The sequence below is a fragment of the Colwellia sp. genome (assembly GCF_013215345.1).
GTDB lineage: Bacteria > Pseudomonadota > Gammaproteobacteria > Enterobacterales > Alteromonadaceae > Colwellia.
In genome coordinates, this window is the sequence record NZ_JABSOV010000104.1 from 1 (window position 1) to 13503 (window position 13503).

Sequence of the window (13503 nt, forward strand, 5' to 3'; positions counted from 1 at the left end):
GTCTTTGGCATTTTTTTCAATTCGGTCACTGACCACTAGCCACAAACATTGGCATTGCCAATAATTATCTCTGTTATCTGTAGCACTGGCTAGGTATTTTACTAAGGCTAATAATATATCGTTACTGGTAACGACAATACAGTTAATTTGTTGAGCTCGCCATTGCTCAGCGATATTTATCGGTAATGTTCGCCATACACGTTGGTAACTCTCGATATAACTAACCTTAGCACCGCGTTGCCTTAAACTCTTGGCAATATGTTCTCGTCCACCATTTCCGCGAAAAATCACTACTGCCTTACCACTAACATTAGCCAGTTTAGGCAAATTCAATAAACCTTCGCTGTGCTCTTGCTGAGAAGGGGGCGTTATAACACCAGTAATACCTATTGCTTTTAGCGCTTTTTGCGTGGCATTACCGACAGCAAAATAGCTGTGTTGTTGGCTTTCTCTAAGAGAATAGCAGGCGTGAGCAAATTCAACGGCGGCAACACTAACAAAGATCAGTATATCAGCGTGTTGTAGCACTGTGGCTATGTCGTTAGCGCTGGCATTGCTTTGGTAATCGAATAGGGTTTGGCTGGTATTGGCTATGCCTTGTTGATCAAGTAACAAGGAGAGTTGTTGGGCTTTAGCTTTGGGCCTAGTAATTAAGACCTTGAGTGGCTTACTTGGCATAAGTAAAGCTGGCTCAGATGTAGGCGTCTCAAGTGCGGTCACTTGAGACGCTGCTTTTATTTTTGGCGTAACGGTTTTAGCTATTTTCGTCATTATTATCTGAATAAACTTGCTGTAAAATTTTATCTGCGCCACGGCTAAGTAACTCTTGCGCAAGTTTATTACCAAGCGCTTCACCTTCGGAAACTGGGCCGGTGATGTCACTTTCAATCATTTCACTACCGTCAACCGCACCGACTAAACCACGCAAGTGGATTTCTTTGCCATCAGCTGAAATGACACCGTAGCTAGCAATAGGTACCTGACAACCACCTTCAAGGGCTTTATTCATGGCGCGTTCTGCTAAAACACGAATACGGGTAGTTGCACATTCTAATGGTGCTAATAAGGCTTTAATAGTTTCATCATCGTTGCGGCACTCAATGCCTACAGCGCCTTGGCCATTTGCCGGTAGCATTTCTTCTGGTTCGATAAACTGGGCAATACGCTCAGGCATTTCTAAACGAATTAAGCCAGCAGCCGCTAAGATGATGGCATCGTATTGACCTTCGTCTAGTTTTCTTAAGCGGGTGTTTACATTGCCACGTAAATCACGAATATCTAAATCGGGACGGCTGGCTTTCAATTGACACTGACGACGTAAGCTTGAGGTGCCAACAATAGCGCCTTGCGGTAAATCGGCTAATGTTTTGATGGTATTAGAAACAAAAGCATCGCGGGGATCTTCACGCGGACATATCACTTCTAATCCTAAGCCTTCTGGGAAATCTACCGGAACATCTTTCATTGAATGAACAGCGATATCAGCACGACCGTCAAGCATTGCTACTTCAAGCTCTTTAACAAACAAGCCTTTACCACCGACCTTGGCTAATGGCGTGTCTAAAATGATATCGCCTTTAGTTGTCATAGGTACTAGTTCAACGTTAATGCCGGCATGAAAATGCTCAAGTTGAGCTTTAACATATTCAGCTTGCCATAAGGCGAGAGCGCTTTTGCGGGTGGCAATTCGTACTGTAGTGTTAGTCATTCAATTTATCCAAATCTATAAAGGTGATACCAATAAAATTAACTATGTGATCTATTTAAATGGTCTAAATAGTCAATAACATCGTTGCTTTCAATCCCAATAGCCAGCTATTGCTCAATCAAGCGCCTTGTTCTTGAAAATTTATCTTTATTAAAATTTGATCCATTAATTAAGGTCATTGGTATTATTGCGCAGAAAGCGTTAATTCAGTTTCAGCTTGCTTGCTGACAGCCTTTGATAAAAACTGCCAAAACTCATCGCCACTGCGCTTATCTGTCCAACTCTCGTTGTTAAAGGTAAAGTGGTGACCATTGAATTTTGTTGCTACCCATATTTCATGTAAGGGTGCTTGCTTGTTTATTATCACTTTGCTGGTATTTAAAAAAGTTAGGGTTAATAGTCCGCCAACTCCTTCGTAATCTATATCGACACCAGAGTCTTCAATCGCTTCTTCTATCGCGAGAAGAAGTTCATCGGCGATCAAGTTGTATTGGCTATCGTTCATTGCCTATCCTTTAAATATCATTATTTGTCTAAGTGAGTATTATTGTAGAGAAGCATGTGAGTATAATAGCAATCAGACAAAATAAATATAGATACAGCGCGGTTAAGTTAGGCTAAAAAGCTTGATTTAAACGACTTTCATGGCAAAAAAACATCATGCGTACCAATAGACTCAGATACCTACAACAAAAGTTACATCGTACTTTACATATCAAATCGATTTTACTGGCTATACTCGGCGCTATTTTGTTATCAGCATGTGGTATTAAAGGTGACTTGTATCAAACTCCTGAGCAAGTAATTACCGAACAAAATACCGAGCAAGATAAAATAACAAAACAGCGTGATGAAAGCCAAGAGAAACCAGTAACAACGCTCGATGGAGCAGAGAAAAATTCAGCTGTTCAGCAGCCGATAGCACAAGCTACTATTCCCGCAGTTAAACAGTCAACAGAGCAAATTAAAGAGTAATCCTAATGTTAGTCAATTTTTCTAAAATGCATGGTTTAGGTAATGACTTTTTAGTGCTTGATAATGTCACGCAAAACGTTTTTTTATCGCCAGAACAAATCGCTAAATTTGCTGACAGAAACTTCGGTGTCGGTTTTGATCAACTGTTAGTGGTTGAACCTCCCTATGATCCAGATTTAGACTTTCATTACCGTATTTATAATGCCGATGGTAGTGAAGTAGGACAGTGTGGTAATGGTGCGCGCTGTTTTGCCAAATTTGTTCGTATGAAAGGTTTATGTAATAAACATAAAATTAAAGTCTCGACCAGTACCGGCAAGATGAATCTACATATAGAGCGAGATGGTAATATTTCCGTTACCATGCCAGTGCCACAATTTGAACCGAAACAAATCCCTTTTAATGCCCAGAAAATGGAAGGTACTTATATTCTGCGTAGTGAAAGTGAAACTGTTTTATGTGGCGTGGTATCAATGGGTAATCCACATTGTGTCGTTACCGTTGATAATGTAGCTGAAGCGAAAGTTGCCTCACTCGGCCAAGAATTATCAACCCATGAACGTTTCCCCAAAGATGCCAATGTCGGCTTTATGGAAATAGTCTCACCTAATTATATTAAATTAAGAGTCTATGAGCGCGGCGCAGCAGAAACTTTAGCTTGTGGTAGTGGTGCTTGTGCGGCGGTTGTTGTTGGCTATATGCAGAAAAAACTAGCCAAACAAGTAACCGTAGAGTTGCCTGGTGGTAAGTTACGCATATTTTGGCAAGGACCGGGTCACCCGGTGAAAATGTCAGGACCAGCTACACACGTTTTTGATGGTCAAATATCTATATAAGCCGCTATTCTCCTTAACCACATTATCAATGGCATCCCATGAAAAAAGAATCTAATAAAATGAATGATGTACAACAAGCTATCAATAGCGAAGATCTACCATTAACCGATGAGTTAGTGGTAAGTTATTTACAAGATAACCCCGAGTTTTTTAATCGTAATAATAGTTTAATGACCAGTTTACGTTTAAATGATGTGCAACGTGGCACTGTCTCTTTAGTCGAGCGTCAGCAGCAGAAACTTCGCCAAAAAGTGCATGGCTTAGAAGATGAAATTACTCAGTTAATGTCGGTGGCTAATCATAATGAGCAATTATTTGTGCTTTATAGTGATCTATATTTACGCCTACTTGATTGCCAATCAGCGGCAGAGCTACTCGATTGTTTACATCAAGCGACTACTGAGTTGTTATCTTTATCCGCGTTCAAATTGTGGTTAGTGCCGGCAAATAACACCGCGCCTGTTCACCACTGCATATCAAGCAATGATTGTGCTGGTGTAATGCAAAATCGTTTAACTAATGATGAATACTATTTTGGTCGCTTACAAGAAAGTGAACAAAAGCTCATTTTCTCTAAGCCGTGTTCAGGCTCAGTGGTATTGATTAAGTTAACTCATGAAGAACAAGTGCTTGGTTTTATCGCTATTAGTAGTGAAGATGCCCATCATTTTGATCCACGTATGGATACCTTGTTACTTAATCAATTCAAGCGGCTAGTGGCAAAATTGTTACAGCAACAGTTAGCATTGTAAGTAGTTGAAGGTTACTTAATTAAATTAACTAATTCAAACGACTGCTTACCGAGTAAATGGCTAAATTATTACAGCATCAGTTGGCTTGGTAAGTATTTAAGGCTATAAAGAGTATCTAAAGCATGCAATTTTACCGACGTTTAACCACGATTAAGGCCATCAGCTTTGATCTAGATGACACCTTATATAATAACCGTCCGGTAATGCTGGCCATTGAAAAACAGATGGTGCATTACTTTACTGAAAAGTTTGCCACGTTATTGCCAGAATTAGTAGCTGATCAAGCACCTGAGCCAAAGCAGATTTTTAATCGACGCTTTTGGGCACCATATCGTCAGCAAGCCATAGCTACCACACCTGAGCTTGCCCATGATGTTGTTAGAGTTCGTTATGAGACTTATCGTTTAGGTTTGCTGGCGCATAGTATTGCTGCCGTAGAGGCAGTGAAAGAAGCGCAAGCGGGCTTAGATTATTTTATTAGCTTACGTAGTGACTTTATCGTACCGAAAGCGAGTCATGGACTGTTAGCTGCTTTAAGCAAAAAATACCCATTAGTGGCAATCAGTAACGGTAATGTAGATACCAAAGCTTTAGGCATTGATCACTATTTCCAGCATATATACCATGCGGGTTTTCAAACTGGCTATGGTGATGATAAAAGTGAACACCTGCTAAGACAAAAACCGGCCCCAGATATGTTTACTTTGGTTTGTGCTCAGTTAGCCATTCCTGCTGAGCAACTATTACATGTTGGTGATTGTGGCTTTGCTGATATTCACGGTGCGTTAAATGCAGGTTGCCAGACCGCTTGGTTACCACAATACGGTGTTGGTAAAGCGTTGCGACAAATACCTCATATTGAATTAGTTCAAGTCAGCGAACTGTCGCAACTACTACTGAAAAAACCTCTTAGTCTTTAAAAACTTAATCAGCTAGTTAGGCACCACGGAGTGAATCGCTCTTCGCTAAGCCGGATAATGTTATATTAGCTGGTAAGCTTCAGTCTGGTATAACATTGGCATAGTAATAGTAAAGCCCGTGCCTTGCTGGCTCGGCTGAGTATATTTAATTGAACCCTGTAATTTTTGCGTTACTTGGTTATAGACAATAGGCATACCTAAGCCAGTGCAGTTGCTATTGCGCTTAGTGGTATAAAACAGATCAAACATCTTATCTTTTGCTTCATAACTCAAACCTAAACCATTATCAAAGTAATCAATAATTAGCTGATCATTGTTGGCGCTAACTTGTATGGTGATACGTGGGCTGTCAGTGTCATTAAAGGCATGGGTTAGTGAGTTCTCAATGAGCTGAGTTAGTACATCGATGATAACGTCTTTGTAGCTCATCACCATAACTTCATCCTTAAAAGCCAAGGTTAATTGCGTATTGTGGCTCTTTAGCACGCTTTGGTAGGAGTCGCTTAATGTTTGAATGAGCTTATTAGCAGAGAATTTTTTAGCTTGCTCTGGTTCACCGTATGTTGATAGTGACTTAAAATTATTAATAAGCCGAATTGATTTATTTAAACTGCCATTGAGTAGTTCTACCCCTAATCGACAGGTTTTTTCACTGCGTAGTAATTCACTGCGGGTTATTTTCTGAGACTTTATTTTAATAAAGAGCTTTTCTATTTCATTTTCTATTTGGCTTATGGACGTGACCATAATCCCTAACGGGGTATTGAGTTCATGAGCAACGCCAGTAACTAAGCTGACCATAGAAGCCATTTTCTCAGAAGCTATCAATTTTTCTTGGGTGTTTTTTAAATTAAGTAGTGCTAATTCAAGCTCTTTATTAGAGGCGGCTAATGCTTGTGTTCTATCAATAACCTTATCTTCTAAGCTGAGGTTGAGTTCATTCAGTTGCTGCGTTTTTTCGGTAACCTTGGCGTTATAACGTTGAAAGCGATTTTTAATATTATTAGCAAATGCTATCGAGATGAAAAAAAGTAGCAGTGAAATGGTGGCGCCTATGGCGAGTGCTTGTATCAGCTCTTGATGATTTTTTTTGTTTAAGGCCTGTTTTTTTGCCAGTATGACATTTTCAATATCATCTAAGTAAGCACCGGAACCAATGGCCCAGTGCCAATCTTTAAAGCCTTTGATAAATGAGGTTTTTTGCGCAGGTAAGCCGGTATTTGGCTTAGTGGAACCTATATATGTCAGGTAACCTTCACCGTTATCGGCCGCTTTGATAATTTCTTGGGTAATAAAAACACCATTACCGTCGACCAGGTCTAGCCTATTTTTACCGACATGTTCTTGCGCAACATGGCTAAGAATAACCCCGGCTTTATTAACGACAAAAATATAGCCATCATTACCATATTCAACTCGGCTAATGCGTTCTAATATTTCTTTTTTAAGCTCATTTTCATAATCGACTACATAGTCACCAGTGCCAATAAACCAGTTAAAAGGTGAGAAGTATTTGCTGTAACCAATTTTTTCATATTCTGTTTTAATGTCCGCGGGTTTTTTCCACCACCAGCGTAAGAAGCCTTCCCCTTGACTGGTGGCAATACTACTGAGATCGCGGATAACATAACTGCCTTTTATATCTTTAAAATCCCACAGGGGGGTATTTTGTAGATGTGGCAAAATAGGATGCATTACCGATAAACCATCGGTTTGATAGATAAAGAAGTAGCCTCGGCCTTTATTAAAACGGATATCCCTTAGTGCATCACTAATAAGTAATTTTATTTTCTGGGGACTTTTATCTTGGTTATTTCTGTATATGGAGCTGGCGATAGTATGGGCTTCGTGTACTCTTTCTTGCAGCTTGGTCTTTATTTTTTTAATTGACTGGGCTTTTTCACTTTTAATCAGATCATGAACTTTTAACACTTCATTTTTAATGAGCATGGTTCTTTCAAGAATAGAGTCAGCTCTTATTCGATCGACTTCGCGATTAAAGTGGTTGTTGCTGTTTTTAAAAATAGAGACGATGGCAATCAATGACAGCACTAAGATAAAAAGCGGCGCCAGTTTTACTGTACGAAGAATATTAATTTCATCTTTATTTAGCATGAGCTATCTCAGTACTAAAGGGGAAGATAACACGAAATAGCAAGGGTACACTTGTTAGGATATGCATCATAAGTTTTGAAAATATACCGTAGCTAAACGGTCTAATGCCTTTGTTTTATCTGCTTATTCATCCGTGTTGTTAGGTATTCACTCCATGAATATTAGTAATCAGTGTAGCGAAGTTAGCGAATAGTAGCGAGCGATATTGTGCTTTAATAGCACTGTAAAAATAAACAGCAGATAACAACAACTGGCCCTAAATGGTGGTATACTTTTGCTTCTTATTTAGCACCGCTATCTACTTCATTAGATAATGCCACCTCAAGAAAGGCTTTTAACCCTATGGACGTTTCAGAATTACTCGACTCTCTTAATGATAAGCAGCGTGAAGTCGTTGCCGCCCCTAAGCAAAATATGCTTATTTTGGCTGGCGCAGGTAGTGGTAAAACTCGAGTTTTAGTGCAACGTATAGCCTGGTTAATGCAAGTCGAAGGGGTTTCCTCACACAGCATATTAGCAGTGACCTTCACCAATAAGGCGGCGGCAGAGATGCGTGCTCGTGTTGAGCAGGTCGTCGATGGTAATACTCATGGTATGTGGATTGGTACCTTCCATGGTTTAGCGCATCGTTTGTTACGCATGCATTTTCAAGAAGCTAATTTACCGCAAAGCTTTCAAGTATTAGACAGTGATGATCAATTACGTCTAATCAAAAGAATCGTTAGGTCGCTAGAACTGGATGAGAAAAAATGGCCACCCAAGCAGTTTGTTTGGTATATCAATGGCAAGAAAGATGAAGGGCTACGCCCACAGCATATCGATGCCCAGTTTGACCCAACAGAAGAATTGTTTGTTAAAGTTTATAAAGCTTATCAAGAGACCTGTGATCGTGCTGGCTTAGTCGATTTTGCTGAACTATTACTACGCGCTCATGAATTATGGTTAAAAAATCCTGCCTTGTTAGAGCACTACCAACAACGTTTTGGCCATATTTTGGTAGATGAATTTCAAGATACCAACGCCATTCAATATGCTTGGCTAACCATGTTAGGTAAAGCGCGCAGTAAGGTAATGATTGTTGGTGATGATGATCAATCTATTTATGGCTGGCGTGGTGCAAAAATAGAAAATATCGAGCGATTCTTAAAAGAATATGATGATGCTAAAACTATTCGTCTCGAGCAAAATTATCGTTCAACCGCCAATATCTTAACTGCTGCCAACCAACTGATTAGCAACAATACTAACCGTATGGGTAAAGAATTGTGGACTGATGGTGAAGCCGGCGAAAAAATCTCAATTTATACTGCTTTTAATGAAATTGATGAAGCACGCTTTATCGCCGGACGTATTAAACAATGGCGTGATGATGGTGGCAAGCTTGATGAAATAGCCATACTATATCGCTCTAATGCGCAATCACGTTTACTTGAGGAAGCATTATTACAAGGGCAATTGCCCTATCGTATCTATGGTGGTCAACGATTCTTCGAACGACAAGAAATCAAAGATGCCCTTGCTTACCTGCGGATTATTAATAATCGTGATGATGATGCTGCCTTTGAGCGTATTATTAATACGCCAACCCGTGGCATTGGTAATCAAACCTTATCTTTAGTTAGAGATGCTGCCCGGGGTATGGAAGTAACAATGTGGCAGGCATGTCAGCAAATGTTAAAAGCAGAGCAGCTTAAGGGCAGAGGCGCTAAAACGATTACCGCCTTTATCCAACTTATTGAGCAATTAGAAGATGATACCGAGAATTTAGATCTTGATCAGCAAGCTAACTTTATCATTAATAATAGTGGCTTAAAAGCCATGTACCAAGCTGAAAAGGGTGAGCGTGCCGCGCAACGCATAGAAAACTTGAATGAGCTAGTTACCGCCTGTCAAACCTTTGAAAGTGATCCTGAGTTAGTCGAAGAGCAAACACCATTAACCGCTTTTCTAACCCATGCTGCATTAGAGTCAGGTGAATCACAAGCCGACGAATTTGAAGCGGCAGTACAGTTAATGACTATGCATTCAGCCAAGGGGTTAGAGTTTCCTTTAGTCTTTATTGCCGGTCTTGAAGAAGGTATGTTCCCATCACAACAATCGGTTGAAGAAATAGGCCGTTTAGAAGAAGAGCGCCGTTTGTGTTATGTCGGCATGACAAGAGCAATGCGTAAGCTATACTTATGCCATGCTGAAAGTCGTCGCTTATATGGACAAGAAAAACACCATAAAGCCAGTCGCTTCTTACGTGAATTACCTGAAGATTGTATTGAAGAAATTCGTATGCAGTCGCAAGTAAAACGACCAAGTAAAGTTGGTAGATTTTCCAATACATTTACTCTTGAAACCTTTGAAAATACGGGATTTAAGTTGGGTCAGCAGGTTAAACATGCTAAGTTTGGTGAAGGTGTAGTACTTAACTATGAAGGTAGTGGTGCTCAGTCGAGAATTCAAGTGAATTTTGCTGATGTTGGTAGTAAGTGGTTGGTGGTTGAGTATGCCAATTTACAATCTGTCTAAGGCAGTTCTATTGAACTTAGTTTTGGCTAACTTGGCTTGAGTTAGCTTAGCGCTTTACCTTAGTGACTATTCAGCATTGAACCTAATTTCTATAATGTAGCCGATTTTAAACCCGAAGGTATTGTAATGTCTCAGAGACTATTAGTAATAGAAGACAGTAAACCTATAGCGACCGTTATCAAACAGATAGCTCGTTCATTGAAGTTTGAGGTGGTTATTGCCACTAGCTTGGCCGAAGTCGAAAGTATTCTATCTGTTGATACAGATTTTTTTGCCGCGACTATAGACTACGCTCTACCTGATGCACTTGATGGTGAAGCCATAGCTTGTGTGTTATCTCATGGTATTCCCGGCGTAGTGATGACGGGTAAAATGGACGATGAAACTCGGCAGAAAATATTATCACAGCCGGTTATTGATTATATTCCAAAAGAAAATAGCCAAGCTTTTCTGTATTTAAAGCGCATTTTACATTGGCAGCAAACTAACCATCAAAATACTATTTTAGTGGTTGATGACTCATCGGCAGCGCGTAATCATATTGTTGAATTATTAAAACGTCGTAACTTTACTGTAGTAACGGCTAATAATGGTGTACAGGCACTAGAGAAGCTAGCTCAGCATAAAAATATTAAAATGGTGATTACCGATTTAGAAATGCCGGTAATGGATGGTATTGAGCTAACCAATGAAATTCGCCGTATTTACACGCGCGAGCAATTAGCGGTAATCGGTATTTCCGGTGCGAGTAACGGTATTCATTCAGCGCGTTTTATAAAAAATGGTGCCGATGACTTTTTACGCAAACCCTTCTGCCCAGAAGAATTTTATTGTCGTATTACTCAAAACATCGAAAGTTTGAATAATATTGCTAAAATTCAGCATGCCGCCAATACGGATTATTTAACAGAGCTTGCTAATCGCCGAGCTTTCTTCCGTAGTGCTGAATTACGTATTAAAGAATATGTCAGTAAAAAAGTACCTTACTGTTTAGCTATGATAGATATCGACTTCTTTAAGAAAGTGAATGATAGCTACGGCCATGATGCCGGTGACCAGGTATTAAAAGTAGTGGCACTTTATATGCGTAAACATTTTGGCGCTGGCTTGACCGCACGTTTGGGTGGTGAAGAGTTTGCGGTGTTATTACATGGCTTAGATACAGACAACTTATATAACAAGTTAGATGACTTTAGACGAGAAATTTCCGTATCAACTATTCCGGTAGGTGATACACCAATAGCAATAACCTTAAGTTTAGGTGTTGTTTTTGATAGTCATGATGAGTTCGCTAAACAATTGAATGAAGCGGATAATGCGCTATATTTAGCAAAAGAAAATGGTCGTAACCAAGTGGTTATCTCAGGCGCTGAACTCGAAGATTAGTTAGCCGCTCAGAAACTGTATATTGCAAAAAAACGCTTATTCTCCTACTGAGAATGAGCGTTTTTTTTGCTGGTAATTAAAGTGCTAGCGTTAAGCTCGTTTTCTCAATGAATCCACGCTATAGAGTATTAAGGCTGCCCAGATGAAAATAAAGGTGATCAGCTCAGCACTTTTCATGGTTTCCTGATAATAAAAAGTCGCCAATAAAAACATAATACTGGGACCCAAATATTGAAAAAATCCTAAAGTCGATAAAGCCAACCGTTTTGCTGCCGCAGTAAAAAACAGTAAAGGCGCGGTAGTGACTACGCCTGCCATTATCAAAGTAAAATTCAAGTTGGTGGTATTTAATGCCATATTACTGGTACTGCTTTCAACAAAGAAAAACCAATAAATTAAGGCTATTGGCAGCATTAACAGCGACTCAATAAATAAACCAATAAATGAATTTACCGGCAGTTTCTTTCTTATTAAGCCATAAATAGCAAACGTACTGGCAAGAGCCAGTGAAATCATAGGCAGAGTGCCTAAGGCGACAAGTTGCACCAATACGCCAGTAAAAGCTAAACCTACCGCTATTAATTGATTTCGACGTAAGCGTTCGTGAAAAAACAACATGCCGAGGACAACATTGAATAGAGGGTTAATGTAGTAACCTAAGCTTGCATCAAGCAAATGGTTATTATTAATTGCCCAGATAAAAAGAAACCAATTCACCGCGAGAAAACTAGCCGATAACGACAGTAACAGTAATACCTTTGGCTGACAGAAAACAGCAACCAGCTGCGACCATTTCTTCATAGCGACAATCATCACCAGCAAAAATAATGCTGACCAAATAACCCTATGCATTAATATTTCACCGGGCTCAATTTCGCTGAGTAATTTAAAATAAATCGGTGCAAAACCCCATAGCAGATATGCACATAACGCACTTACGGCGCCGTTACGATTGCTATTGGCTTCAAGTTGATCAGAAGTTGTTGTACTCATGAGTTATTCATTCCAGGGGCAAGATATAGGAAAGGCGGGATAATAACATGACCTGAAGTGGTGTCAGTAGTAAAAGCTCAGTAGTCACTGCTTGCACTGTAAACTTGTCAATACTGCTATTGTAAGCTTTTCTATTAGGAACAGAGGATTGCAGCTAAGTTAAAAATATATTTTTCAGTACTAGGTTTTCACTGCACCGCTGAGTTAAAATGGCGTTATTACTCCTAAGAAAATTAGTCGATACCTTCTTGAATTCCCCAGTAGCCAATACAGCAGCCAGTGCAGAAATCAGCAGCCAAGCTAGTACAGCAAATAATGCATTATTGCTCGAAACCTTAAAACACCATTTTGGTTATGAGAGTTTTCGTGCCGGGCAAGCTGAAATTATAAATAACCTGCTACAAGGGCGAGACTCATTGGTATTAATGCCTACCGGTGGTGGTAAGTCGTTATGTTACCAACTGCCGGCGATACTATTACCAGGGGTTACTATAGTTGTGTCGCCGTTAATTGCCTTGATGAAAGATCAAGTAGACGGCTTAACTCACCAAGGCATATCGGCGGCATTTATCAACTCTAGCTTAGAGCAAAGCGAGATCAGTGATATCTTTGCTCGCTTAGGGCGAGGAGAAATCAAGTTACTGTATGTAGCACCGGAACGTTTAACTAATTATTACTTTTTACAAAGCTTAAGCCAACTGCCATTAAGCTTATTTGCCATTGATGAGGCGCATTGTATTTCTCAGTGGGGTCATGACTTCAGGCCTGCTTATACAAAATTGCAGTGTTTAAAGCAGAACTTCCCGACAGTACCCGTGATGGCATTAACTGCTACGGCGGATGTCACTACTCGTAAAGATATTTTGAACCAGTTGGCGCTGCCTAACCCTTATATTCACCTCGATAGCTTTGATCGACCTAATATCCGTTTTACCCTAGCGCCGAAATACAACGGCGAAAAGCAGCTATTGGGTTATATCAAGAAAAGGGCAGAAGATAGCGGTATTATTTATTGTAATAGTCGCTGGCAAGTAGAGAAATTGGCGAAGTATTTAGCCGCCTGTGGCATTAATTGTGCCGCCTACCATGCCGGTTTAGAAAACGAAATTCGCTCGATAGTACAAGAAGGCTTTACCAAAGATAATATTCAAATAGTGATCGCTACCGTTGCCTTTGGCTTGGGTATTAATAAACCTAATGTGCGTTATGTTATCCATTATGAGCCACCACGCACTTTAGAGTCTTATTATCAAGAAATTGGCCGTGCTGGGCGCGATGGTTTAGACGCCGAAGCGTTATTT

At 39.9% G+C, this 13503-nt stretch carries 12 protein-coding genes; 7 read left to right on the forward strand and 5 right to left on the reverse strand.

Features of this window, described 5'->3' with window-relative positions:
• The 3 genes from HRT50_RS14185 to cyaY all read right to left on the reverse strand — a co-directional run.
• Window positions 1-771, reverse strand: a 771-nt coding sequence (locus tag HRT50_RS14185) for a uroporphyrinogen-III synthase (RefSeq protein ID WP_291615589.1), incomplete at its 3' end; no start/stop codon positions are given.
• Window positions 755-1708, reverse strand: a complete 954-nt coding sequence (gene hemC / locus HRT50_RS14190) for a hydroxymethylbilane synthase (protein ID WP_291615591.1) — start codon at window positions 1706-1708, stop codon at window positions 755-757. The genes hemC and HRT50_RS14185, both read right to left, overlap by 17 nt.
• Window positions 1709-1892: 184 nt before the next feature.
• Window positions 1893-2213, reverse strand: a complete 321-nt coding sequence (cyaY, locus tag HRT50_RS14195; RefSeq protein ID WP_291615595.1) for an iron donor protein CyaY — start codon at window positions 2211-2213, stop codon at window positions 1893-1895.
• A 155-nt stretch (window positions 2214-2368) separates the two neighbouring features.
• Between cyaY and HRT50_RS14200 the strand changes: the two genes are divergently transcribed.
• The 4 genes from HRT50_RS14200 to HRT50_RS14215 all read left to right on the forward strand — a co-directional run bounded on the left by HRT50_RS14200 (window position 2369) and on the right by HRT50_RS14215 (window position 5191).
• Window positions 2369-2683 carry a lipoprotein gene (locus HRT50_RS14200; protein ID WP_291615597.1) on the forward strand — a complete coding sequence of 105 codons (315 nt, stop codon included), beginning with the start codon at window positions 2369-2371 and terminating at the stop codon, window positions 2681-2683.
• Window positions 2684-2688: 5 nt separating this feature from the next.
• Window positions 2689-3519: a diaminopimelate epimerase gene (dapF, locus tag HRT50_RS14205; RefSeq protein ID WP_291615599.1), complete on the forward strand. Its 831-nt coding sequence runs from the start codon at window positions 2689-2691 to the stop codon at window positions 3517-3519.
• Between the two features lie 38 nt (window positions 3520-3557).
• A complete protein-coding gene (locus HRT50_RS14210; protein ID WP_291615601.1) occupies window positions 3558-4271 on the forward strand; it encodes a DUF484 family protein in 714 nt (237 codons plus the stop codon).
• Between the two features lie 122 nt (window positions 4272-4393).
• Complete coding sequence (locus HRT50_RS14215) at window positions 4394-5191, forward strand: HAD-IA family hydrolase (protein ID WP_291615603.1); 798 nt, start codon at window positions 4394-4396, stop codon at window positions 5189-5191.
• 60 nt (window positions 5192-5251) lie between these two features.
• On the opposite strand, the gene HRT50_RS14220 is transcribed toward HRT50_RS14215, so the two are convergent.
• A complete protein-coding gene (locus HRT50_RS14220) occupies window positions 5252-7306 on the reverse strand; it encodes a cache domain-containing protein (protein ID WP_291615605.1) in 2055 nt (684 codons plus the stop codon).
• Between the two features lie 342 nt (window positions 7307-7648).
• Here HRT50_RS14220 and uvrD point away from each other — a divergent pair, with 342 nt between their 5' ends.
• Window positions 7649-9823, forward strand: a complete 2175-nt coding sequence (gene uvrD / locus HRT50_RS14225; RefSeq protein WP_291615607.1) for a DNA helicase II — start codon at window positions 7649-7651, stop codon at window positions 9821-9823.
• 126 nt (window positions 9824-9949) lie between these two features.
• Window positions 9950-11209, forward strand: coding sequence for a diguanylate cyclase (locus tag HRT50_RS14230; RefSeq protein ID WP_291615609.1), 1260 nt, complete (start codon window positions 9950-9952; stop codon window positions 11207-11209).
• A gap of 90 nt (window positions 11210-11299) precedes the next feature.
• On the opposite strand, the gene rarD is transcribed toward HRT50_RS14230, so the two are convergent.
• Window positions 11300-12202: an EamA family transporter RarD gene (gene rarD, locus HRT50_RS14235; protein ID WP_291615611.1), complete on the reverse strand. Its 903-nt coding sequence runs from the start codon at window positions 12200-12202 to the stop codon at window positions 11300-11302.
• A 209-nt stretch (window positions 12203-12411) separates the two neighbouring features.
• Between rarD and HRT50_RS14240 the strand changes: the two genes are divergently transcribed.
• On the forward strand, window positions 12412-13503 hold a 1092-nt coding region (locus tag HRT50_RS14240), incomplete at its 3' end, for an ATP-dependent DNA helicase RecQ (RefSeq protein ID WP_291615613.1).